This window comes from Bacillus sp. AFS055030, from assembly GCF_002574545.1.
Lineage (GTDB): Bacteria > Bacillota > Bacilli > Bacillales > Bacillaceae_G > Gottfriedia.
On sequence record NZ_NUGT01000031.1, the window covers coordinates 36,863 to 63,266 of the forward strand.

At 32.1% G+C, this 26,404-nt stretch carries 15 protein-coding genes; 1 reads left to right on the plus strand and 14 read right to left on the minus strand.

Translation table 11 applies throughout. The annotated features are described in order from the left end of the window. Window positions 1-198 precede the first annotated feature (198 nt). From CN925_RS12965 to CN925_RS13025, 13 genes are all read right to left on the minus strand, one after another. Window positions 199-1,428 (minus strand): glucoamylase family protein, encoded by a 1,230-nt coding sequence (locus tag CN925_RS12965; protein ID WP_098846642.1) that lies wholly within the window; start codon window positions 1,426-1,428, stop codon window positions 199-201. Between the two features lie 58 nt (window positions 1,429-1,486). Further along, entirely contained in the window at window positions 1,487-2,428 is a 942-nt protein-coding gene (locus CN925_RS12970; protein ID WP_286138342.1) for a carbohydrate ABC transporter permease, read from the minus strand. Window positions 2,429-2,444: 16 nt separating this feature from the next. Further along, window positions 2,445-3,308, minus strand: a complete 864-nt coding sequence (locus CN925_RS12975) for a carbohydrate ABC transporter permease (protein ID WP_098846643.1) — start codon at window positions 3,306-3,308, stop codon at window positions 2,445-2,447. Further along, window positions 3,301-5,565: a DUF5696 domain-containing protein gene (locus CN925_RS12980; protein WP_098846644.1), complete on the minus strand. Its 2,265-nt coding sequence runs from the start codon at window positions 5,563-5,565 to the stop codon at window positions 3,301-3,303. The genes CN925_RS12975 and CN925_RS12980 overlap by 8 nt, the downstream gene beginning before the upstream one ends. After that, window positions 5,558-7,582: a YIP1 family protein gene (locus CN925_RS12985; protein ID WP_098846645.1), complete on the minus strand. Its 2,025-nt coding sequence runs from the start codon at window positions 7,580-7,582 to the stop codon at window positions 5,558-5,560. The genes CN925_RS12980 and CN925_RS12985 overlap by 8 nt, the downstream gene beginning before the upstream one ends. A gap of 21 nt (window positions 7,583-7,603) precedes the next feature. Further along, the gene (locus CN925_RS12990; RefSeq protein WP_098846646.1) at window positions 7,604-8,479 is read right to left on the minus strand and encodes a carbohydrate ABC transporter permease; all 876 of its coding nucleotides are present in this window, start codon (window positions 8,477-8,479) and stop codon (window positions 7,604-7,606) included. Between the two features lie 28 nt (window positions 8,480-8,507). Then, on the minus strand, window positions 8,508-9,398 hold the full coding sequence (locus tag CN925_RS12995) for a carbohydrate ABC transporter permease (RefSeq protein WP_098846647.1): 891 nt from the start codon (window positions 9,396-9,398) through the stop codon (window positions 8,508-8,510). Continuing rightward, window positions 9,391-12,369, minus strand: coding sequence for an extracellular solute-binding protein (locus CN925_RS13000; RefSeq protein ID WP_098846648.1), 2,979 nt, complete (start codon window positions 12,367-12,369; stop codon window positions 9,391-9,393). The genes CN925_RS12995 and CN925_RS13000 overlap by 8 nt, the downstream gene beginning before the upstream one ends. Before the next feature lie 24 nt (window positions 12,370-12,393). Further along, window positions 12,394-13,749, minus strand: a complete 1,356-nt coding sequence (locus CN925_RS13005) for an ABC transporter substrate-binding protein (protein ID WP_098846649.1) — start codon at window positions 13,747-13,749, stop codon at window positions 12,394-12,396. 206 nt (window positions 13,750-13,955) lie between these two features. Next, a complete protein-coding gene (locus tag CN925_RS13010) occupies window positions 13,956-16,325 on the minus strand; it encodes a beta-galactosidase (protein WP_098846650.1) in 2,370 nt (789 codons plus the stop codon). 164 nt (window positions 16,326-16,489) lie between these two features. Continuing rightward, on the minus strand, window positions 16,490-18,901 hold the full coding sequence (locus tag CN925_RS13015; RefSeq protein WP_098846651.1) for a beta-galactosidase: 2,412 nt from the start codon (window positions 18,899-18,901) through the stop codon (window positions 16,490-16,492). A 125-nt stretch (window positions 18,902-19,026) separates the two neighbouring features. Next, window positions 19,027-20,391, minus strand: coding sequence for an ABC transporter substrate-binding protein (locus tag CN925_RS13020; protein WP_098846652.1), 1,365 nt, complete (start codon window positions 20,389-20,391; stop codon window positions 19,027-19,029). Window positions 20,392-20,696: 305 nt separating this feature from the next. Beyond that, window positions 20,697-21,530 (minus strand): protein-glutamine gamma-glutamyltransferase, encoded by an 834-nt coding sequence (locus tag CN925_RS13025; RefSeq protein ID WP_098846653.1) that lies wholly within the window; start codon window positions 21,528-21,530, stop codon window positions 20,697-20,699. A gap of 509 nt (window positions 21,531-22,039) precedes the next feature. On the opposite strand from CN925_RS13025, the gene CN925_RS13030 reads away from it, so the two are divergent. Beyond that, window positions 22,040-22,888 carry an MBL fold metallo-hydrolase gene (locus CN925_RS13030; RefSeq protein ID WP_098846654.1) on the plus strand — a complete coding sequence of 283 codons (849 nt, stop codon included), beginning with the start codon at window positions 22,040-22,042 and terminating at the stop codon, window positions 22,886-22,888. Between the two features lie 146 nt (window positions 22,889-23,034). Here CN925_RS13030 and CN925_RS13035 read toward each other — a convergent pair whose 3' ends face one another. After that, window positions 23,035-26,376 (minus strand): GH36-type glycosyl hydrolase domain-containing protein, encoded by a 3,342-nt coding sequence (locus CN925_RS13035; protein WP_098846655.1) that lies wholly within the window; start codon window positions 26,374-26,376, stop codon window positions 23,035-23,037. Window positions 26,377-26,404 lie beyond the last annotated feature (28 nt).

Sequence of the window (26,404 nt, forward strand, 5' to 3'; positions counted from 1 at the left end):
CCAAAAAGCCATTTTTTTTATCTTTTCTTTTTTTACGTTTAGATTAAATTTAGATGATTCATAATACCAATATTAATTTTATCAAAATTAAGGATTATTTTCCTACATTTTTTTATACCTTTGTACCTAAGAAGAATTATTTAATAAAAGTGAGCACTGAAGTATTTCAACTTCAAGTGCCCACTTTTAAAAAAAAGTTTAAGAAGGTATTAAGTCTTTACGTTTCCAGCCTAAAAGTTCTGCACCTTTTTTTACATAATCGTTTTTCATGTATAAATCCCAAATTAATCCAGTTTCAAAGTTTTCAATCATAAGCAATGTAGCACCTTTATCAATTCCAATTACTCGATCTGACACCCAGTTTGATGAAACATCTCGATTATATGAATCTAGAAAACCATACTTGCTCCATAATTCAGGTACTTTTTCATAGAAATAATTTAATGCTTCAATTGATTCTTTTGGTGTAAAGACAATCGACCCAGCTGCTGCCGCGGGTGCAATCGTACCATCATTTATAAACTGATCACAATTTGGATGAAACGGTCCAGCTCCATATGCTTTATAACCGTGTGGTCCATCGCATGCAGTTAACCCCCATGCGTGTTCACTTTCTGCAAAAGTTTTAAAGCCCTGTGCATTATCATTACAATACTTCTTTGCTGCTAATGAAGCTTTCACGGAGTTTTCATGCCAATTAATTCCGTCTTCATCCACAATATTCATAAAATTAAACCATGCATGTGAATATTGGTGAGTAAACAGCGCCCCTCCTGGTGAATGATAAAATTCATACTCATCATATTTTACTAAATCTCTTCTAAATCCATTGTAAATTTCCTTTGGAACCGGGTGAGTAGGAGATGCAACGCCAAAAATGTACTGCATCAACTGCTCTGCATACATATCCCAGTGACCAAATCCACCTGTTTCAGGATGATACCCCATAAAATACATATTATTTTTTTCATCATAATACTTTTGCCAATTCACACGTTGAAAGATTTTTTCAAAAACTTCTTTAATTTCACCACCGAAATATTCTGCAGATGTTACAGCACCATTTAGAAATAGAGATGTATCTATAATTGATGCACAATCATAAAATGCTTCAAATTTTTTTGCTGTTTCCATATGAAGGAAATGATAGAAAAAGCCTTCTGATTCTTCTGCATTATTTAAAAAGGTGTTTAATGTACCTAACGTTCTTTCATATCCTTCTTCGTATGTAATCCATTTTCTTTCAATCCCGATAATGATGGCACTCAAGCCAAATCCCACTGAGGCAATACTCGCCATATTTTTATTTGATCCTGCTGTATTATCACGTATTAAACCATATCCTGGACTATTTTTATCTGCGTTTGCTTCATTCCAGAAAAAATCAAAACAACCTTTAGCTTCTAAATCTAAAATTCTCTTATCCATTAACTACACCTCTTATTCTTAAATTTTATTAAAAAGCATTTAATAGATATCTTTTATATTATTCGCCAGTAATACCTGAACGATCGACACTTTCAACAAACCATCTTTGCGTAATGAAGTAAATAACTAGTAACGGAATGATTGTTAGTAAAGTTCCCGCTAGTTCAATTCCTTCATTAATACTTGTCCCACTAGCACCGCCTTGTGCAGGAAATAATTTACTATAAGTTGCTACGAACTTTTGTAATTGAAGCGGTAGGGTTGATAATTTTTCGCCAAAATAGATTGATGCTAAGTAAGTTTCGTTCCAATACCATACAAGTGAAAATAAAAACGAAATAATATATCCAGCAGATGCCATTGGAATAGCAATTTTAAAGAAAATTTTAAAATGGCCTGCTCCATCAAGTTGTGCAGCTTCTTCCAGTGATTTTGGAATCGATCGAAAGATTTGATAAAAAATTAAAATGAAAATCGCACTATTTAAACCCTGACCAAATATTGCTGGCAGTACATAGGCTGTGATGCTATCCAAAATATGAATTTTATTAAACAAAATATATCTTGGAATAACAGTAACCTGCGGCGGAATGACAAAGGTTGCTAGCACTAAAATAAATAGAATGTTTTTACCTTTAAATTGAAATCTTGCAAATCCATAGCCAATGATTGAAGCAACAAATGCTTGTAAAATTGACGGTAATACAGTTACGTAAATGGTTTGAAGTAATATTGGCCAATAATCTAGTACATCAAATGCTCGTTTATAATTGTCTGTATAAAGCTTTGTTGGAATCCAATTTACAAGAGAATTTAGTAGATCGTTTATATCTTTAAAGCTATAAGATAACATATATAATATAGGGTATAAGAATACAAAACCGATTCCGATCAATAATGCATACATTAGGATCTTTATAAGTAATCCATCATTACCCTTCATACCAAATAAGATTCTTCTTATTTTTGTAGAAATATCCTTTTTAATTCCTTGATTCACTGTTATCCCCCCTATATTATTTTTTTCTTTCTAAGAAAACAACCAACCAAACCATAATTAATAGAATAATGGTGATGATCACAAAATATATCCAAGAAAGTGCAGAAGCGTAGCCAAATCCAGTTTCAATTTTAAACATATTTTTTTTAATATGTTCTATAATTGGATTCATTGTGGAAATTGAGTACATAACTGTCGTATAAATAATGTTTACTAAAATCATAGGGAATAAGGTTGGTAAAGTAATTTTCCAAAAAATCTCCCATGTAGAAGCACCATCAATTTTTGCAGCCTCGTAAATTTGATTATCAACTTTTTGAAGAGCTGCAATAAAAATTAAAATTTGTACGCCAGTAAACCAAAGTAATAACACCATATTATCCATAATGTATAAAAATAAATTACTAAAAAAACCAGGATTTTCAGCAGCTAATTTATAAAATACATACTGTTTTATTTCAGGTATTGCAGTTACTCCTTGCTCTGTTAACTTATTTAAAACAGGTCCACTACTAATAATGACAGGCAAGAAAAAAATCGTCCGAAAGAATCCACGAAATTTAATCGGTTGATTTAAAAGTATTGCAATTATTAATGCAATAATAACAATGATCGGAACTGAGACTACTACATGCCCTGCAAAGTCTCCTATTTCTTTTAAGAACTCTACATCGGTCGTAAATGCATCCTGGTAATTTGCCCACTTTGCAAATTTTGTTTTTATACCGTTAGTTGTAATAATGACATTAAAAAAACTTAAATAGAGTGAGTACAAGATCGGATATGCTGTAAAAACTGCAAATCCAATCACCCAAGGCAAAATAAAAATGTACCCTACCGTCTTTTTACTGTTTACTAATCTTGTAAAAATGTTATTCATTGCTAGTTTCTCCTTTCATCACAGCAAAGTCTTTTGCTGCAACTGTAAGGCTACCTGATTTAAAAGGCATATTTGTATAGTTAATTATAAAACTCGAATTATTTGAATAAGTTACTTTTACAACACCTTCGCTTAGAACTTCTCTACTCATGATTGATTCGTTTTTTACTAACTTCAAACTTTTTTGAATAACACCATACTGATTAACGATTTCACTTTTCCAAGCTTTATATTCAGAAGTATAAAGATCTCTAGAAGGCGTTTCAGAAAGTAAATACGAATTATTTCCAGTTAAGTAGAAAGATGGATAAGCTCCATAATCTATTAATCTTAAGAGCTCTTCCTTTTGATTTGACCAAAAATTGGAAAATGGCGCATAGTAATCAACATATCCTTTCAATACGATTTGAAGGAATGGTACAGTATCTGAAACATACAAATAATTAGATGAGCCCATTGGAATATCCAAATATTTATCTGTCATTCCCCAAGCATATACATTTGGTTGATATAGTGCCGTTTTATCAACATCCCCGCTATTTAGTATGCTTAGAACTTTGTTATGCGATTGTTTACTTTCTTCTCTTGATGCTGTATGGCGATCATTAAATGCAGAATATAGCTCGCTTCCATTTGAGTCCACAGCTAGATTTTCCATTGAATATTTCTTGTATTCCTTTTTATCTTTCTTTGCATAGCTAATTGCTTTTTCAGGATGTAAATAATAGTAGTTGTATCCATTCTCTTCATCCAAAATTGCTTTTGTATTTACTTGTTTAGCTATATTCCCACCACCAAAGAGACTTGAAGACCCTTCATATGCCTTTACATAATCTGTATAAAAGTATAATGGTACATCCTTTTTCTTTAGCTCTTTTACAGTTTCATTTACTTCGCCTTTACTACCTAACTTTCGTTCAAATGGAAATTTTTTCGGAAAAGTTCCAGTTAGTCCATTTTTATTCCATCCTTTATAGACGATAAAGAAATCATCTACACCATTTCTAACCAATTCATTTGCATATTTTGGAAGATTACTGATTGGAGTCATTGATACGACTGAATCCCAAAATAATCCTTCCTTTTTTTCTCCACCTAAAAATTCTAAGCGCAGCATCGGAGAGTCATTTGTTTTTTTCTTCAAAACTCCATTATTTACAAGATAGGATTGGTAGCTTTTGGCCATTCCCACATAGTTCGCATGATCATTTTCTAGTATTCTATAATGCAATTTAATATCAAAATTGTTCCGTTTTTTCTGAAATAAATCCAATGCTTTTCCGCTTTTTTGATTTTTGCTTGTTGGTTGCTTATAAGCATAACGATAGGTGAAGTTGGATGTCACCCAATTAAACTCTGTAGATAATCCAGCTTTATATGCATCAATTCTCGCATAATTATCTCCATCTTCAATGATTCCTAATAGAGCATTTTGATGTTCTCCATGAACAACACCAAATACAGGTATGCTTGCTCTATAACTTTCATTCGTGTCTTCTGATTGGGTTGCAAAAGAGATGCCCTTATCCTCTCCATACACTGTAGCACTATAAGGAGACTCCATCTTCACACCATTTTTTTCATATCGTATTAACGCTCCAGAACCATCTGGTATAAATAAATAACCTGGAATTTCATTCTCTTTTGAGGCTCCGAAAAAAGGATATACATTTGCCGATACAAGTTTGACTTTACCCATCTCGATAATACTTGCTTCAGGTATACTAACAATGACCTCATCTTTGGCTAGCTCGACTGAAAGTTTCATTTTTATTTTTGCTTGTCCAAACGTTATATTTGCATCAAATCCGTTAGCTTTCTTTTTAAGATTTATTTTGGCAGAATGTGTTGTAATACTTTCTTTTCTTAATTTCCCTTGTATATTTAAATATTCAATTGTAATTGCTGATTCCACGAATTGTTCCCATGTACTATTTAACTTATATTTTTCCATGTGATCTACTGTTGAGCTCCAAATGTACCCGTTGGATTTATTCTTAACTTTAATTGCTAGAGATTCACTATTAACATATAACTCTAGTTTTTTGTTTTCTGCTATTTTTTCAAAACCAGCTAAAGAAGAATTTTGACTTTTAATTTTATTTTTATGTACTTCCATTTGTGTAAACTGATTGGAGGCATACTTTTGCGTATTTTTGTTGACCGATGTAATAAGATCATTATTTTTTTCAGCATATACATTTGGTTGTATTGATAATAATAACAATGAACTAGACAGTATAATTTTCTTATACACGAACCATTACCTCCTGGATTACAGAATAAACAAAATCAATTACTTGATTTAACAAAATATAAAGAACAAATAATACAACAACTGTGATGACACAACTAAATAAAGTTAGTAATATATTTTTTATCGTCTCACCAATTGTAAAATTATGAATTTCCTTGATCATAATAAACAAGATTAGTAGAGACCATCCAACCATTAACTGAGTTGAAAACGTAAAAAGAAACGATTCATTTATTGTAATAACTCTTGATAAAAGTGTTACTGGAACACTAAATACTAAGTATGGAGCTAATGAATAAATTGTTCCGATATAAACATTTTTGAAACTACCTTCACCATCATTAATTGTACTAATTAAATAGTTCATAATGACAAATAGCCCCAATGCTCCAAAAAAGATCGAAATGATTAAAAATAAACTAAACCGCTCTAGTAGTTCCGAGTTAAAAATGAATCCAGTAAAGTTTAGTGAAAGCAAATACTCGATGAAAAATAGTACATAAAAAATAGTCGCAGATAAGAAAGATGCTTTCTTTAATTTTTTAATCTCATAAAATGTGTCGATCGGATGTCTAAATAGTTTAAATATAAGTAATAACTCACTTACTAGTTTAATATTTTTAAATCGATTAACTTTTTCCCTTATTCCGTGAAAATAATCTTTTTTTCGATTTATATACCGAACTAAGTAATAAATGAAAATGACTAAAATGATAAAAGATAGGGCCTTTCCAGTATGTTTCTCCAATAGATTATGGCGAATTTCCCAAAATGACTGTGAATATCCTTCTCGATTGTTAGCTAATTCAAATTCATTTAGTGAATGATTATATTCTTGTTGTTTATAATAAGCTTGTCCCATAGCTATATGTGCTAAGGAAAATGAACAATTTAATTGTAGAACTTCTTGCCAGTACTTTTGACTTTTTACATATAACCCTTCTTCAAAATATGCTAAACCTTCATGTAATTTATTTGTAAATTCGGTTGGTTCAAAAATATGAATGATCCCTTGTTCAGCATCTGCAATATATAGATTCCCTTTTTTATCAACGCCAATACTTGATGGTTGTTTAAAAATCCCTTGTCGCTGAGCATTTGATTCTTTGCTACCAAATTTAAATAACAAATTTCCAGTGCTATCGTATTCATATACATAGCCATTAGAACTTAACACGTAAAAATTCCCTTGGTTTCCTACAACGATATCGATTGCAGAATTAGATGAATAGACACCATCCTGAAGCATATTAGTACCTGCTACATTTAGCTTTTTAATTGCTTCACTTTCTAATCCATTTGTAACCGTATATACAATTCCCCTCTGATCAATATCGATACCAGTAGAAGCAATTGGTACATTCATAAAACCTTTTCTTTGCCCTGTTTTGGACATCACGTAATTTTTAAACGTTTGGAACAAGGATGTGGACGCTCTATTTGCTCCAAAATATCCAAGAAACTCTCCATCTTTATTAAGCTGAATAATCCCGTTGGCAGCTCCTTCACCGATAATATACATATTGCCTCTTCCATCCACAGATAGTTTAAGAGGTTTAAAAGGCTGTCCTTTTCCAAATAAAGGAGAATTAGGTTTCCCATACTCAGCAAGTAATTTTCCATCTAAAGAAAAACAATATACTGTTTCTTTTGCTACATCAGCTACAAAAAGTTTTTGATCCTTGTCAACTGAAATTCCGACAGGCTTCTCTAAAATACCTTTCCCAATTGTTTTAATGAATTTTCCAAATTGGTCGAATATAATAATCTCTTTACTTCCTGAATCGGCAACATAGATATTGTTAGTTTGATCAATAAATACATTCTCGGGTTTTATCATTTGATCATTCGAAAGGATTCCAACAGCCTCATACGCAGTTTGTGTCTTAATTTCTTCTCCATCAATTGAGAGAGTATATGTTTTATAGGCATCCGCTGCATAAGTATTTGCTGGAAAGATCATGATCATCAATATCATAATTAATAGTAATTTAAAATGATTTTTGTTTTTAGTCATTTACTATCTCGCTCCTAGCATTTACTTAATACCTGAATGAGCCATCGTATCCATTACTTGCTTTTGCATAAATATAAAGATAATTAAGTTCGGAATAAACATAATTAATGAAGCTGCTGCTGTTAACCCAGTTCCGGCAACTGTATTCCCACTACCAGTAGTCAATGTGCTCATATAAAAAGCAAATGTTTTAATTCCTTCATTGTTAACATATAAATCTGACGTTTCAATGTTATTCCACACTACTTGAAAAGCTAATATTCCAACAGTGGCAATTGCAGGCTTAATATTTGGAATAATGATTCTGAAAAATATTTGAAAATCAGATGCTCCATCCATTCTAGCTGCTTCAAGCAATTCATTTGGAATTTGATCAATAAATTGCTTAACAAGAAACAATCCTACAGGAAGCGCTAGTAAAGGTAGAATATGAACCGTAAAAGTATTAATTAAGTGTAATTTTTCGATAATGATATATCGAGGAATCGCAACGGCTGCAGGTACAAACATTAAAGCAAGTGTATTGACCTCAAATATTGTATTTTTTAACTTGAATTGTTTCTTTGACAAAGCATATCCTGCCATCGTACTAATTAAGATGATTAAAACGACAACGACAATTGTTATTACAATACTATTAAATAAATATCTTGTAATTGGCGTACCACCTACATTTCCACTCTCAAATAAATTAAGGAAGTTTTGTATTGTAGGCTTTTGTACAAAAAATCGTGGTGGGAATGCAAATAATTCATCAATTGGTTTAAAGGCATGATTAAATATGTAAACAATGGGAGATCCCATAAAAATTGCCATTGGAATTAAAATGAGATAGAACTTTAATTGACTTTTATGAAACTTTTTAGGGTTAATTTGTGTCCCTTGAAAAGAAGCCATCTTATCCCTCCTTATCTATGAAGTTTATTTAATCTTTCTCCTCAAATAGTTTTCTTGCTACTTTTGAAAACAAGTAAACTACTAATAATAAAACGACAGAAATTGCTGCTGCATAACCCATTTCATATCGAATAAATCCATAATCATCAATATGATTGACCATTAATTGACCTGCGTTTTGAGGTGTAGGATTTGTTCCTGAAAGTGCCACACCAATAGCCCCCGCCTGAAATGTATTTACTACTGCCATTACAGCACCAAATAGCATTTGAGGTTTCATAGATGGGATCGTAATGTAGATTATTTCTTGGAAACGATTTTTGATCCCATCAATATATCCAGCCTCATAAATTTCTGGATTAATATTCAATATACCTGATAACATTGCTAAAAATCCTACACCCATACTTGTCCATAACGTTACAATAACCATGATTGTCATTAAGTATTCTGGAGATTGTAACCATTGTATTGGTTCGGTAATTAAATTTAAGTTGAGTAATAAACCATTTAAATATCCTGATGCATCTCCACTAAAAATGACTGTCCACAAAACGGTCATAGCAACTCCAGCTGTCATTGATGGTGAATATAGAATTAAAGCCAAAACTGTTCTTGGTTTATGTGGAATTTGGGCTAGCATCCAGGCCATTATAAACGATAAAATATATCCCCCTGGGCCAACCAGTAGTGAAAACTTTAGTGTATTTGGCACAACATTTTGCATAAAAACTGCGTCTTGCGTTAATAAATTTACATAATTCTTTAATCCAATAAACTTAGGAAATTCAATCGAGTTAAAATAAGTAAACGATAAACCAATTGCGATTAAAACGGGCACTATAATAAAAATTAAAAATAGTAGAATATAAGGGCCAAGAAAGACCCACGCATTATAATCATTTTTTTTCTTATTCATTATTGGTACCTACCCATTTTTTGACTGTTTCTAATCTTGGAAGAATATATGGTTTGACAACTTTACCATCATTCATATAACCAAACTCCTCCATTTTTCTCCTAATTTCTCGATCCACAATTATAGTTGAATCATCGATGGAAGCACGTAGATTTGCACCATTAAACACAACTTTATTCCAAGTATTACTAATTTCACGTTCAATCATATACGCACCTGGTGTTTTTGGAACTTCCATTAAATATTTCCACTGCTCTAGAATGACCTTTTTATGATCTTCTGGAAGAGGAGAATTTTTAAAAGCTTCCAAATTGGCAGAATTCCACATATATTCTGTTCCATAAATCGTTTGGAGGTTCGTTGCAAAATCGGTTTGAGTCTTAGTAGACATCCACCATTTTAATAGTTTCCAAGATTGCTCTTGTTTTTTACTTTTTTCGAACATCATCGCAGATTGCGCTGAACCAGTCGCCCACCTTGATACTGATCCATCTTTTTGCTCTACACCTGGATATAAGGCAATATCCCAAGAACCAGCGATTTCTGGTGCTGCTGATGTTAATTTTATATAAGTCTCAAAATTAGATATTCCAATTGGTATCGATCCATATCGGAATGAATTATAAAAATTTGGGACCTGTAATGGTAAGCTATACATTGTGTATAAATCCGTCATCAATTTCATACCTTCTATTGATTCCTCTGAATCAATTGCTGTACTCATGCTATCTTTTGAATAAAGATCTCCACCGTGTTGATAAATAAAAGGTGCAGTAAACATGAATGCTTTATTAGCAGAGGTGCCCGATAATGGAACGAAGAAATTCAACCCATATCTTTGTAGTTCTGGTAGCATTTCTTTCACATCAGTCCAAGTATTTGGAATCGGAATATGTAGTTTATTTAATAGATCCTTGCGATAAAACAGAACGTAAAAATCCTGAGTTTCTGGTAATGCATATACTTTGTTATTAAGCATCATTGGCATAAATGCACCTGGAGAGAATTTTTGAATATATTCTTTAAAATCCTTGAATTTACTAATATCAGCTGCAGCTCCACGCATTGCTAGTTCATATGGTGTGCCAACGCTAATTCCTAAGGCAACGTCTGGTTGTTGATTCCCCGCATTGGCAAGAATTAATTTTTGCTCGTTCGGCATGACGGAAAACTTTACTTTGATCCCTGTTTCTTTCGTAAAAGTACTATCTGCCATATTCTGCATCAATTCGACATATTGTTGATTTCGATTTACCCAAACCTCAACCGTATCTTTGTCTACTGAAGTTGTGTCATATGTTTTATTTGTAAAAGAATAATAGAATTCTTTTACTTGGCTTGTTATCTTATTTACAAATCCTGTAGTAGCTTTAGGAAGCTTAGAATTACCATGCACATAAATTCGATCAATCAATAATGGTTGTGTTTGGAGCGAACTTTGAATATTCCCTAATATTTGTGCCGCTGAGTTTGACCCATCTGAAAGATCTGTTAACCGCTTTGGAATTTTATCAGGATCATTTTTTAGTTTATTTAATTTTGAAATAATTAATGTTAAATCAACCTCTTCTAATGATTTTTCATCGGTGTCATTTCCGTAAATTTTACGCAATTTGTTTTTATTTTCGACTAATTTTTCAGTCCAAGAAGTTAATTGTTCCTTTATATCAGGCAAGTATTCGGTAATTTTCCAATCACGATTTCGATCAGTCGAGTTACCTGTCAATTTTTTTATAGATAAACTTAAATCATTTATTTCATCCATTATTTCTTTTAAATTATGAATAATTGGTTCAACTGGTGATGCATCAGCAACTAAAGTAATCTCATGTTCACCCTTATTTAAATAAAAGTAATACGGATTGTCTTTTTCGTCTGACAACGTTTCGTTGTGCCACTTTTCTGAAAAATCAAACTTGTAATGTTCTACTTCTTTAAATGGTACTTTGCCATCTATTAGCACGCTTCTAAACACAGGAGAACCAGATTTATCATTTTGTAACATTTTGAAAGAAAGAACATAATTTCCCGCATTTTTCACGTTTACTTTCCAAGTAACACTTTCTCCTGCTGATTCTCCACCATATAAAGTATTTAGTAATAATTCGTTACTCTTATATGGGATGACATCAGGGCTTTTAATTGAAGTTGGTCGGATTCTTGAAGTATTCTTAATAAACGGGCGTTCTGCTTCGATTGTGATTAAATCAGATTGCACTTTTTGGTTAAAATATTTTTCTTTATACTCTTTATATGAAAATAACTTTTTTGGTGATTTCACATAAACTTTCCCTAATAGCATATTTCCACTTGTATTTGTTAATGTAATTATATTTTTTCCCTTTTTCAAATGAAATCGTAATGGTTCTGGTTGTAAATTACTTGGGTCTTGAGCGAGTGCATGATTCCATTCCTTAATTTGAATTTGTTCTGGGATCAGTTCATTTCCATAGTTATTTTTTTCGAATTTTTTACTTTTATCTTTCCAATTAATTGGTGCTACTATTCTACGACTCTCATAAAACTGAAATTGTCCGTTTATTTTAATAGATAGTTCTGGGTTTAAAATTTCTTTACTTAAACCATAATAATCGAACCCTATTTCATATAGTGCATCTTCAGGAATATTTACTTCGATATCAATTGATTTATTATTAGAAAAGTTTATAACGCTTTCATTATAGTCCTTACTATTATTTGCAGATACGTATTCTTTTTTATCTACATTTTTAAATAAATTAGGAGAAACAGCACTTTCAAATGAAGTGCTGTTTTTAACTTGTTTCTCCCACTCTTTTAGGACTTGATGAAATTGTTTTTCTACTAAAGTCTGTTCACTTGTTTTCAGATCAGTAGCAGAATTTGTCATTTTAGTTCCTTCTGCACGAACACCTGAGACACTTAAAATATTGATACTACTAACTAATAAAACAATTGATAACCATTTACTTAGTTTAGATACCAATGCCATCGATCCTTCCAAGCTATTACGCAATTATTTTTTCATTGCATTAACTGCATTTTCGTATTGTTGTTGAGCTAAATCATTTAATTGCTTTGCATAGTCTTGATAATTAACTGATCCATATATGCTATCGTGTAATAAATCAGCTACTTTTGCATTATCATTTTCACCAATTTTAATTCCTGTAGTTGCTTCCCATCGTGACGCGGCATAACCCGGTACGATTTTAAATGGATCAATCATTGCTTTATCTAAATTCTCATATGCTTTTTGAATACCTGGTACACCAACAATATCCCAATATTTTGCTAACACTTCCGAATCGGTAGAAATTGGTAAGGTATTAATTTCAATACCACTATTCGTACTTAGATCCATTCTTTTTAGGAAGCCATCTTTACCAAATGACATAAACTTGGCAAAGTCATATGCTTCTTTTTTATATTTTGTACTTTTTGCAACACCTAAGTAGTCAAGTGCCATTGCCGTTCTTCCGCCTGGGATTCCAATAAAATCCCAATCAAAATCTATATTTTTTGCAAAATCACTATTCATCCAAGTGCCACTCCAGAAATATGCAATTTGTCCTGCTTTAAATGCAGCTCCTATGTCATCGCCACTTAATTTATCTTTTTGTTCCTTATCTAAACCTTCATATGCGTATCCATTTGTTCCAAGGTCTTTTGCTGTTTTTACACCTTCAAACATTTCAGGTGTATCTAAGTGATATTTACCGCTTCCATATGTAAACCAATTTACATTTTCATTTTTCGCTCCTGAATACCAATCAACAAAATCCGTCGTTGAATTAATTCCTAGAATCCCTTTACCTAAATCCGTTGTATCTTTTATACCTTTAATAAAATCGGGTAAAGTAACTCCATGTTCAGGTGCATCAATGTTTGCATTATTAAAAATATCTTTGTTTACGTAGTATCCCATAAAATGTTGAGCAAATGGGATTGCATAAGTTTTGTCACTATTTTTCGTTGACTCTTTAACAGATTCTGGTAAACTAGTGAAGTCTTTATCTTCGTTAACTAAGTCTGAAAGATCAAGTAACCAATCATTCGTTAATCCTGATGGAATATCAGTTAACATAAACACATCTGGTAATTTCCCAGCACTAGCAGCTGTTGATAATGATCCTTTCCAATCATCGTTCGTAATACTTTCATCTATTTTGATATCGATGTTTTTGTGTGTTTTTTCGTATGCTTGAATCATTAAACGTTCTAAATTTTTTTCAGACTCTGTGCCAAGATTCCAGTTAGCATAATTAATGACGATTTTTTTATCAGCGGTAGTTGAAGTAGATTCTTTGTTACAAGCAGCCATCGTTAATGCGACTGATGCTGCGGCGGCAATTTTCAGAATTTTTTTCATTTTCTAATTCCTCCTAAATCTAATTGTATAATCAGGGGTTATCGAAACGTTTCTATAAACTAATTATACATAATACAGTAATCGCTTTCAATTCCATTTTTAAATATTTAGTAAATTATTTGATAAGTTTGTCGAATTTTTAACATTTATATAATAAATAAAACTAAACAACCACTCGAGACTTACAGCTCAAGTGGTTGTTTAGTTTAAATATGATTAAGAAATTTTATTTCTGCTACTTTTTCTCGAGTGTTTATTTTTACGATGTATTGATCTAAATCAATTTGCTCTACTTTAATAGTATTATTTTCTTGCGGTATCCATTTTGTCGATTTAAATAAAAATTCTTCTTCTTGCATAATTTTCACACTTACATTTATTTCATTTTTTTCATGTTCAACTTCAAAGATTTCACCAGTGCCATACTCAATAAAAATACCTTCCGTTAATTTTACTTGAATCGGAAGAATTAGTCCGCCTTTACGGGGAATCGTAATCTTTTTACCATTTAATAGCTTCTTACCTTTGTATGAAATAGTTGTTTCCTTTTCATATTCATCGAAATTATGTATGAATATGAATTTTGAATCTTTTTGTGAAATACGAGCAAAAGCATCAATTGCTTCAATATTTTCATCAAAAACAAAATCACTATAAATCTCGAGTTTATTTGTTATTTTTTTGATCGCTTCTAACTGATAATCGAATTGTATTTCCATCCCTAAACCAATGACAACTACTTTACCGTCACCAATATTTTTTTCAAATGCAACAACATCTTTATCATCATCTTCAGTCCACACAAACGCACCCTCAGCATGATTAAATGTTTGCATCATAGCTGCAATGTTTTCCATATTTTCAACAATAGCAAAACCATGTTTAATTTCCTTTTGTTCTACTTCAATAAAATCTTTCAATATCGTACATGGTGTACATTTCATTGTTTCAGTCGGTAATATAGGGAAAATGATCAGTTTCCCACCATTTTTAATATAGTTTACTAGTTTTTGTTGGATTTTAGCATCCATCCACTTTGTTGAGAACACCCATAAAGATGAGATTTCTTTGACATCAATCTCTTCATTTTCTAGTAGATTATAGCCGTCATAAGCTATATTGTTTATCGTAAGGCTTTTTGCTATTCCATTAAATAAAAACGCTTCTCTCCATTGCTCTATTTCTTTTATCATTCCTTCTGTGTACTGATTATGAAATTCTGTCATAAAATAATCTGGATAAAATGCTAGATAGGTATTATATTCAGGTTTTGTTTTTAATAGTTCATCATTATATACTTGGAACATCTTGCCTAAATGTTGGATTGTCTTATAGTGAGCTCTCTCTTTCCCCATAGCTGAAAGAGGTGCCTGCCATTCATGTCTTTTTCCAAATAATCCAATGTCTTCGTAATTTTCACCACTGACAAACATGTAATAATTTACTGCATTCATACCGTTTGCAAAACTTAATCTAGTAATTAAATCAAACGCTGAAGGTTGTAATCTTGGTTTTTCTGTAATACAACCACCTTGAAACTCCGCTGAAAATAAAGGTTGATCTTTCGACTGAACTGATCTAGTAAATGCATTTGCTACGATAATATCCGTATAATTATCGTATTCGAGATTCCCTATATAATAATCTCCAGCAATAATAACATCTTCTATTTTTGTCGTTTCAATTAATTGTGAAATGCCAATTGGATATTTCATTCCTCTTTTTAAAATCCCACCAACTGTATCAAATCCATGTATATTTACAACGAATGGAACCATTATGTGATTTTTTACAGCATATTCTTTTAATGTTTCTATATATGTACGATAATGCTCACGCATAAATAAGCTATATTCATTTTGTAGAGCAAACGAGTACTGTTCTTCAACCTTTTTCATCTTTTTTTGAACAAATTCTTCTATACTTGATATTTCATCAGTAAATATGTTTTGGAATTCTTCGAGACTATATTTTTGTTTCAAATACTCTTTAAAATAGTTTAAGGTCACATCATTAAAGTCACCTTGATTTGTTACCCAGTGAAACATACCTACTTCATTATCAAGCTGGAACATGATCACAGGACCACCATTTTTAACTTGATATGGGGCAATGATTTCACATACATGATTGTACCAGTTTTCTGTTTTCTCTAAATAAATCGGGTGTAAATAACTAACTAAGCGTACCGGATGACTTTCCCCTTTTTCATTTTTTGCTAATGCTTCGTCATAGTGATCAATAAACCACGTTGGTACACCGTGATCAACAATTTCTGCCATTACGTATGGTCCTGGTCGAACTAGACAAAACATATCTTCATCTTTAATCATTTGAAGAAAAGTTTTCAAATCTTTTTCAGGCCTTGTTTTTCCAATTAAATCAATTTCTCCCTCAATTCTTTCATGAAACTGCCAAGGAATATATGTACTAACCATATTTGCTCCAGCAGCCTTAATTTGTTTAATTCGATTCTTCCATTCGCTTTGTGGTAGTCGAAAATAATGCAATTCTCCACCAAATAAAATGACTTCTTTTCCATTAATAATGACTTTTTCATCTTTTATTTGTATCATTTAGGAAATCAACTCCAACTTTTAATAGATTAATAATGATAATTACTTATCCTCATCTTGCTTGATTCATCCGCCAAACTATTTCTCTTTACGTTCTAATTTACAGTTTCTATATATAATAGAAGAAACAGGAAATTCTAATGAAGTCCTGTTTCATTAACCTACTACTTAAAATGTATTTTTAATTGATCGTCTACCTTGCCGTGTTTAGTAGACTTAACTAATATTGATTCACCTTGTTTTTCGATTTTATAGTCATCACTTGGTAAAATTTCTTTTTTCGTATAAAGTTTGATAATATCTTCCGCTTGAGTTAAACGAAATTCAATTGAATGATCCTCGATTCGTTGAATTTCTGCTGTCGCATATTCAATTAGAATTCCATTTATGTTTACATTAATTGGTAGCATCACCCCATCTTTACTATTAAGAGTAAATTTTCGACCTTCGAATAACTGGGTACCATTATCATTTACATGGAATTGTTTATCAAAATCATCTAAATTTAAAATGTGAATAAACCGTTCGTTTTCTTCATTAATCGTAGATGTCATAAATATCCCATGATGGATAAAATCGTGTGTAAGCTTAGGTGACGCTCCAAGTTTTTCTAGTGCAGTCTTAAATAAATCGATGTCACAGCGATACGACATTGTAAATGCTATTACTCTACCTTTACCAACATTTATGTCAAAACCACAGACTTCATCTGATCCGTACACATGAAACACCGGTTCACCTTTTGTGAGTTTAAAAGTTTGAGCCCTGTTTGAACGAACTTCTGGTCTTGGGTATGCCCAATTAGTTGGATAAATTGATAGATAATGATATCGATCTTCAACTAGATCACCTGTATACTTTAGTCCTAGAGCATCAATTAAAATTGTACACTCATTGCCTTCGATATCATACAAAGGTAGTTGACCATAAACAAGTAATGAACCTCCTGCATTGACAAACTCTGCCAATTTTTGTTGGATCTGTTTGTGTAAATATTTTGCTGAAGGAAGAACAATGACATTATTCTTTTCTGGATCTAATTGTTTATTTTGAATATCAATTGAACTAAAACGATATCCAGCTAATAACATAGCTCTTCCCATAATTTCCCATGCTCCATATGAACGATTCATTTCAATATTTGAATAGATTTCTTTCATCTTTTCACTTTTTGGATATCGAGATTCAGTCATATAATAATCAGGAATGAAAGCAAAAGATACATTATCTAGTTCTTCATTCATAGTTGCTATCTTTTCTTCAACTGCCATGACGGTCTTGATTCCTCTTGCCATTCGTGGGTATGTATAGTTTAATTCACCCTCAGGACTAATTGGGGCAGCAAATCCATGCCTTTCACCCGTAAATGCTACTCGATCGTTTCCATCATTAACTTTTTGATCTAATCGATAATTTCTACCGCCAGTCATTAAATAATAGTTAATTAATCGATTCCCTTGTGCAATACACATTCTATGTTTAAAATCTACAGCTGAAACGTCTAAGCGTCCTCCAAATGTCTCACCGTAGTTTGCGTCACCACAAGCAAATTCAACAGAAGTTAGTGGTTGATCTTCATTATGAACGGCATCCATAAAGCCATTAATTAAATATAAATCTTGAAAACTATCCATATTTAAATTGCCGAAATAAATATCAGAACCTGAAATATATCCTTTGTCTTGCGTATAACTTTCATATAATTGACTTATACCAATTGGATAAGTAAATCCACGTCCTCCACCTGTACCATGTATATTAATAACAAATGGAATATCCTTTACTCCAAATTCTTCGCAATATCTTCTTAACTCTTGAACATATCTAGCAAAACGATTTCTCATATAGTAGCCTAAATCAAAATGTAGTTCACTCGTGTATTCTTCCCTCGGTGAACGAATAAAGTCAATTCTATTTTCGTAATCTTCGAGGTTAAATGGATAACGATTATTTAAAGTGTTTACATCGTATTTTTCTTTTAACCATTTGACAAAATCTTCTATTACATTTTCTGTTAAATCTGGTGTATTTGATACCCATGACAACATACCAATCTCATTATCTAGTTGGACACCAATAATATTTCCGCCATTTGTCTGTAATCTAGGTTTAATAACTTTCATAATCACTTCATACCATTTTTTAGTTGCATGAAGGAAGTTTGGAGCTAAATAATCTAACGTTTTTGTCTCTGCCAGATTATGATCCCAGCCAATCGGAACAATCTCTGGATATTTTTTGTATACCCAAAAAGGAATCCCTTCATTTTTCATTTCAGCCATTATAAATGGCCCTGGACGAACTAAGAAATAAAGATCATTTTCTTCACATAAATCAATGAACTCCCCGATATTCAACTCAGGTCGAGTCCTTCCATCAACATCAAATTCTCCCTCGATAGGCTCGTGACAAATCCAAGGTACGTATGATGCTACTGCATTACAACCGGATTCCTTTAATTTATCAATCCTGTCCTGCCATTCTTCTTTTTCCAAACGATAATAATGTATTTCACCACAAGTAATAATGACGGGTTTTCCATCAATTTGGATTTGCTTATTTTTTATATCAACCATCTGATCACCTCATAAAAAACGCTAAAAAGGCTGAAATGCCTTTTAGGGAAACGTTTCGATTTTTTAGTAAATTTTTTAGTCTTTTCTAGTAGAAGTATAGATTAGTAGCTTTTCTATTTGACAATTTAATTAATAGCCTTTGTAATGACATCTACAGCTTCTTTATGGCTTTTATTTGCTAATTCATTTAGTTGTTTTGCATAATCTTGGTATTGTATTACCCCTTGAGATGCAAAATTAAATAAGTCCCACACATTCGGATCATCTTTATCCCCGATTTTCACACCGATTTTTGCTTCCCAACGTGCTGGAATATATCCAGGTAAAGTTTTCATTGGATCGATTAAAGCATTATTTAAATGATCGTAAGTATTTTGAATGCCAGCAATGCTATAAATTTCCCAATACTTATCTAGTAATTCTTTGTCTGTTGAAATTGGCAATGTAGTTAAATCTAATCCATTTTTCACACTCAAATTCATGCGCTCTTTGAATCCTTCTTTTCCAAATGACATAAATTTAGCGAAATCATATGCTTCTTTTGGATGCTTTGTATTTTTAGAAATTCCTAAATAGTCATTAACGATTGCTGCCCTTCCACCAGGAATCCCTATAAAATCCCAATCAAAGTTTAACTTTTTCGTAAAATTCGGAATATTGAATGTGCTACTATAATAAAGTGCAATTTGTCCTGATTCAAATGCTAGTCCTGCATCTTCACCGCTCAGTCCTTCTTGCTGTTCTTTTGTTAATTGTGAGTATGCATACCCATTAGATGCCAGCTCTTTCATTTTATTCATTCCATCAATCATTTCCTTTGAGTCTAAATGAAATGAACCATCTGCATATGTATACCATCCTAATTTTGGATTTGCCGCACCGGGATACCATTCTACTAAACCTTGAGTACTTTCAATACCGACTGTTTTATTATCAAGATTCGTAGCTTTTTTTGCTAATGTTAAAAATTGATCGATTGAATAACCGCTTTTTGGAATATCTAAGTTTAAGCTATCAAGTATATTTTTATTTACAAAGTAACCCATAAAAAATTGAGCAAATGGTATTCCGAATACTTTTCCTTCGACCATTGAAGCATTTTTTACTGTATCAGAAATCTTAGAAAATTCCTCATCATTATTTGTATACTTAGTAACATCTAATAACCAGTTATTTGCTAATCCTGTTGGAATATTATTTTGCATGAATACATCCGGTAATTTTCCTGCACTTGCCAATGTACCTAGTGCCTGATTCCAATCACCATCTAACACTTCAACTTGAATATCAACATTCTTATGCTTTTTTTCGTATGCACTAATCATCATTCTCTCCAGATTTTTTTCATTTTCTGGACCATTATTCCAATTGGCATATTTAATAACAATCTTTTCTTTATTTTCTGCAGTACCTGATGATTTTTCTTTCCCACATGCAGCTAAAGTAAAAACTAGGGTTGTAGCCATTGCAACTTTCATTAACTTGCTCATTCTTCTACCTCCTAATAAAATGATTTGTTATCCTTTCGAAACGTTTCACTTTATAAAAAAATTAGTGCACACGTTTATAGAAACGTTTCTATTAATCAAATTGTACACATTTGTGTATGCGTTTTCAATACTTTTTTCTTAAGGAATTTAATACCTTTTTGACGAATTTTAAAAAACACTATAAAAAATATAAAGAATGTACGCTATTAATGGAAATAAAGAAAAGTGAGGTTTAGGCAAATAATAGGCTTTAGCTAATACCTCACTTTGGTTTATGTTTTATCGTTTGTTAAACCCATTTCAGATCACGTAAAGTAACTTAATAAATACTTATAATAATCAAATGAAATCGAACTTTCGTTATGATGAAAAACTATATTCCGATCTTTTTTAATTGATTGATCTCGTTGCCAGTTTGATAGTGCAGCCAAATGATTAAAATTTGGTCTTGTAACTGAATTAGATAGGAAAGCAGACCGATATGCTCCTGGCCATCTCATTTTATTTAGAGTATAAATCATTTGTTGAGCTGTCATTATTCCTAATCCATGTCCAAAAAACGTTCCATCTCCTAAAACAACGGCATTTTCTCCTCTCCACTCAGGGGTTAGTGGGTTAAATTCTGGATTATTAAAATATACAATATCTCCAGGTAAAATTTGGTTAGAATACTGCGCACCTATTCCTAAGTCAGGATCTGCATGCCAGCCGTATAAATAAATGTTTGGAAATAGTTGATTAAATAAGTTTTCACCAATCAGGTTTAAAATTGCGTGGTAATAAATAATGACCATTGCCGTAGCACATTCAAACGCATAAAGAGAACTATTAAAGTAAATATCTCTAATCGCGTCAGAAGGCTTTACACCTCTTCGTAATAAGAATCCGCCTGTTCTCATTAAATGCCAATACATTGGATTACAGCGCGATCTTGCAAATACTGCAAAGTTAATTTTTCTTTGAAACATAGCTCTTGCACTTAAAATGATATTATTTCGCAACATATTTTCAAACTCATCAATCGATCGATCTGCATGAACCGTCGGATTTTCATTCATCTGATGAAGTTTCATTTCACTAACACTTTCAGACGTCCTTGTCTCACTTTGTTCTATTGGTATGCCCGATAAATAATCCATAATCTACCTCTTTTCAGCATCGAGTATTAACTTCCATATATACCCATCGTATTCAAAGTTCGCTTAATAGTGTATATTTACGAAAAAGCTTTCTCAATGGGTCCTTTTTGTTTACATAAATATAACGATGAATAAATTGTCCCCTAGTAGTTAGCTATTTTATCAATATAATTAATAAAGTTGATTTTCATTTCGAATACACATTACGATTTCAATTCTTAAAAGATGTGGATGAAATTGTAAATATGACCGAAAAAATTTTAGCCAAAAATAAATAGGAACTTTAAAGTAATATAAGCACATAAAAGTACCGTATATACCCATCAAATTGGGAAAGGTATAATAGACCTTACATAATTTATATTTCTAATTTTATATTTGATCGCTATATATGTAGTTTCTGAAATTAACGTTATTATACTAAGCATAGATAGACATACGTGAAGAAATATACTACTTGAAAAGTGAAATCAATAACTACTATTTATGAAACAAGAGAGGAATTGAATATGAAAGATCAAAAAGTTTCTATAGACGTATACCATGCAGAAGAAGCGAATGTAAATGCCTATATTATTTCAGATAAAAAAGGAACATTTATTATAGACTGTACACGAAACAGCATGGAGGCACGAAAAGTCGCAGCACTTGCACTGTCAAAGGGTTCTATTCCAAAGACAATGCTAATTACACACGGTCATCCGGATCATTATCTCGGAATGGGGGCTATGTTGCAGGAATTTCCTGATCTTAAAATTGTCGTTGCTTCCCAGGAAGTAAAAGATGATATCATTAATTTTACGGAATGGATGGATTCTGTTAATTGGCTTGATAATGAAGTGCACATGAAACCAAAATCCGAAAAATATCCAGATGGATTTGATTATAATAAGCGACTTGAAGTTTTAGAAACAAATGAAATAGTCCTTCCTGGAGGTAGCGTACTTGAAGTTAATGTAGATTATCCTCCAACAGAGAGTGCCCATGTGACTACTCTTTATTCTCGTGACCTAAATGCGTTCTTCAGTTCAGATCTTACTTACAATAAAGTTCACATTTGGCTAGGTGTTGGTGTTGAGCGAGAGCATATCAAAAACTGGCAGGAACAGTTAGCATTACTCATGGAAAAATACGGACCACTCAAACCGACGGTCTATCCTGGACATGGCGAAACGACGGATATATCAATTTTTGAAATCGATAAAAAATACATGGATGATTTATTGAATGCAGTTCAAACATCTGACTCGGAAGATGAGGCGAAACAGAAAATGATGCAACTGTATCCCAAATGGCAGAATACAGAATTTCTATTAACGCAGAGTATTAAGAATCAGTTTGAATTATCTCGTAAATAACCATATCATCTTACATTTATGCCTAAAGATGTTAATACAAAATAAAGGATAGAAAAACAGCCATTGTTCTGCTATTTCTATCCTATTTTTGTACTATATTTGACCTCTTTTACGCTTACAAATTGCTTCCTATAACGGATTCATTATTAGATCGTAATATCAATATGATTCATACCATCATGTAAATGTTGTGCTAACTCATTAAATTGAATGAGTAAACCACCTTCACGGTATCGATTTTCCGTTGTTTTGAATCCTACTACATTATTATTTACTAATACTTTCTTTTCACCTTGATCCTTTAGGTGATAATTAAATGTTACTTTATATTTATCAATTGCAAATTCAAAATTCAATCCGTCTAATTCTTTTGGCAGGACTGGGTCAATTACTAAATTTTTATCAAAACGACGAATACCTAAACTATTTGAAATTAGCTGATTTAGATAAATTCCTGGGCCACTTGAATATATTCTCCATCCACCTTTTACCGATATTGTTCCATCTTTTAAACTAGAAAAATGTTCTTGTGCTTCATAACGATTATTAAATTTACCATCCGAACTACTGAAATATGTATTACTTTGACGGTATTCAGCATTTGGTACAGCTTCTTTAAGATTAATCGGATTAATAACAGAAAGCGCTTGCCATACTTCATTTTCTTTTCCTAATTTAACCATCGCTTCGATAAATCGGATATGTGCATGAACATATTGTAAACCGATTTCTCTTCCAAAGTTAGAAGCTTGTTCTGCTCGCTTAAAGTTTTTACTCACTCCTCCTGCATAAGTAGCAGGCTTATTCATGAGTCGCACACCATCTGGGTGCTGTAAATGCTCCTTAATAATCTCAAAATGATGATTCGCTTCCTCTAATGTAAATAATTCTGATATCATACTACGAGTCATCGGTAACAAACGATATTGGATGCCAGTTTTTTGGTCAGATGGGTGAATCATCATCTCTGCTAAATTTGGATCTTCTAAATAGATAAACCCAGGGATAATATCCGTTTTTAACATATACTTTTTAAAATCAGCTTCGATTCCGTTTACTAATACATTAATTTCGTCAGACAAAACTTCATTAAACTCTTTTAACACAAAAGAAAATTGTTTTAATGTCTGGTAAGTAAGTGCAACGGTCCAACTACTTACCATATATTTTTTCAACTGGGCATTTGCAGGTTGAAGTGTATCATCCCAATCACCATCTCCATACGAAGAAAGATAGGTATCATGTAGAAAATTATCTTTCATATACTTAATTTCTTTCTTTGCATGATCTAGTAAGCTTGATTTTCTTTTCGATAATTTAAATGTATCACGTTCGGTAAATGAAATTTCTTCTTCTAAAATACTAAAATCCTTCGTTGCTAAAAGATAATCACTTAAAGCTTTTAATGGCCAAACAATTATATCGCCGTGGCTTTCACCTGCTTGAATACTAAAATATTTATCAAACATAAACCATTGCGGCCAATTGCCATCGTTTTCATATTGATGAGCGAAAACGGTAAGTAAGATTTCTTTTACTATTTCAAATTTACCAGTGGCCATAAAGTATTCAACTGGACCTTGGCAAACATCTCTAGTTCCCCAAGCAGCACCGCCATATTGTTCTAATCCATGTGGGACTAAATAGTGGATCATCATATTATGTGTATACCACCAAGTTAGTGTATTTAATTTTCCTAGTTCAGAAGGGATTTGTTTATTTAAAGATAGTTTAAACCCATTCATTAAGTTTTCGTAGAAATTACGGTATTTTACAATTTCACCTTCTAGTTCTCGATTCGTTTTAATAAATTTGCCACCATTAATTTGCCCTTGAATGGTCATTTCAAATTCATTCGTTTCCTCCAAATCTAAAACAACTAAAGAAGCAGATAATGGAGCTGCGCCTGTAATTAACTCCCTTTCATCAGTTACGACCATTTTTGCACCTTCAAGATACATATGGTAGCAAAGATTTGGATATGTATTTGCAATAAAACAAGATTCATCTACAAAAAACGATAGTAATTGTCCATCTTGATTCATTTTAAATGGAACTTCATATTCATTACCGTTCATTGTAATTTGATTTGTTACAATAAAACGATACTTTTCGCCGCTCATTGCATTTACATGAAGACGAATTTCAGGCATTTCCGTAGTAGTATAGTTTGTAACAATAAAGAGTTCGTTTTCTGTTTTATAATACCAACGCGCATAATTCAATCCAAGTTCATACATCGAAGGCATTGTTAGTAGATGATAAGTCCCTTCGATTTCAACATATATGCGTTGCCCAGAAGTTTTCATGACATTTAAACTATTTCTTGTATTAGACATCATTTTATTCATAGATGTATTCCCAACGACTACTTGCGCATTAAATACACCATACATATATGAAGTTGACGTAATGATTTCTTCATTAATGACTAAGTTTTCACCGCTTAATATGATATGACCGTGAGATCTTTCAACTAATCTTTCTTTTTCCTTTAAAACAACATGCTCATGTGTATCTGTAAAAAACGATAATAGTGTCTCTCCATCATATTCCTCATGAGAGCGGCATGGAAAGTATTGAGAAATCTCTTCTTTTTCCATCGATAAGGTTTGTAGTGGTGAACCAAATTTTGGATTCGGTGTTAATTGACCAACCACTTCTAATTCACTCTGACCTTCGATTTGTTTCCAAGCTTCTTCGATTTCCTGCTCGTAATCTAATTTTGCAATTGCCGATTCTTGATTTTCCTTTGTTAACCCATAAAATACGATATTAGCTTTTTTATTTAAAAGCATCTTTTCAGATTGTAACGCAATATATGCAAATTCATATTGGTAAATTTCATTTGCAAGAGTTTCTTTATATAATGCCTCAGGTAGATCTGTTTCTTTATAAGATAATCCAAAAAATTGATATCCATCTGTAGAAAATCCTTTGACTTTAGATAAAGAACCTAATTGCAAGTATGGAAATTTTCCATCTTGAGGCTGATTTTGTCTTGAACATACAATATATCCTTTATCTTCAGTATTAAATACAGAATGACCAACGTATTGACTTACATACGCTTCATTTGATTGGACCATACCTTGATTTGCAAGGCCAACATCCTGACCATAAATGATATCGAACTCAATTTCTGACCCTTGAATTTCTACATCCCAGAACCAGATTGATTTGTCTGTTAATGTAAAAGTGACTCTGTATTTTACATTTGCTACTTTTCCTTCCCAAACAGCTTCTGTTTTTGAAAATTTAACTTTACTATTTGAACGAATGCCTAATAGTGGATAAACTTGTAAACCATCCTGTAAATAAAGTCGTAAATATAGATTACTAGCTGCACCATCAATTGGATTTGAACGTAGTTGGTTAATCATTATGGTACCATTTTTCATTTCAAATAAATCACCACTATTTAAAAATGAAACTGTCGTATTACCTGCTTTTAAAAGATATTTATCTTTAACTTTCAAGTTAATCATACTAATCCTCCCCTATTTTGATTATGTA

Coding starts and splice junctions, on each gene's coding strand:
- CN925_RS13010 (WP_098846650.1), bottom strand. CDS start 16,325: ATGATACAAATAAAAGATGAAAAAGTCATTATTAATGGAAAAGAAGTC.
- CN925_RS12990 (WP_098846646.1), bottom strand. CDS start 8,479: ATGGCTTCTTTTCAAGGGACACAAATTAACCCTAAAAAGTTTCATAAA.
- CN925_RS13025 (WP_098846653.1), bottom strand. CDS start 21,530: ATGGATTATTTATCGGGCATACCAATAGAACAAAGTGAGACAAGGACG.
- CN925_RS13005 (WP_098846649.1), bottom strand. CDS start 13,749: ATGAAAAAAATTCTGAAAATTGCCGCCGCAGCATCAGTCGCATTAACG.
- CN925_RS12975 (WP_098846643.1), bottom strand. CDS start 3,308: ATGAATAACATTTTTACAAGATTAGTAAACAGTAAAAAGACGGTAGGG.
- CN925_RS13035 (WP_098846655.1), bottom strand. CDS start 26,376: ATGATTAACTTGAAAGTTAAAGATAAATATCTTTTAAAAGCAGGTAAT.
- CN925_RS13000 (WP_098846648.1), bottom strand. CDS start 12,369: ATGGCATTGGTATCTAAACTAAGTAAATGGTTATCAATTGTTTTATTA.
- CN925_RS13015 (WP_098846651.1), bottom strand. CDS start 18,901: ATGGTTGATATAAAAAATAAGCAAATCCAAATTGATGGAAAACCCGTC.
- CN925_RS12985 (WP_098846645.1), bottom strand. CDS start 7,582: ATGACTAAAAACAAAAATCATTTTAAATTACTATTAATTATGATATTG.
- CN925_RS13020 (WP_098846652.1), bottom strand. CDS start 20,391: ATGAGCAAGTTAATGAAAGTTGCAATGGCTACAACCCTAGTTTTTACT.
- CN925_RS12965 (WP_098846642.1), bottom strand. CDS start 1,428: ATGGATAAGAGAATTTTAGATTTAGAAGCTAAAGGTTGTTTTGATTTT.
- CN925_RS13030 (WP_098846654.1), top strand. CDS start 22,040: ATGAAAGATCAAAAAGTTTCTATAGACGTATACCATGCAGAAGAAGCG.
- CN925_RS12995 (WP_098846647.1), bottom strand. CDS start 9,398: ATGAATAAGAAAAAAAATGATTATAATGCGTGGGTCTTTCTTGGCCCT.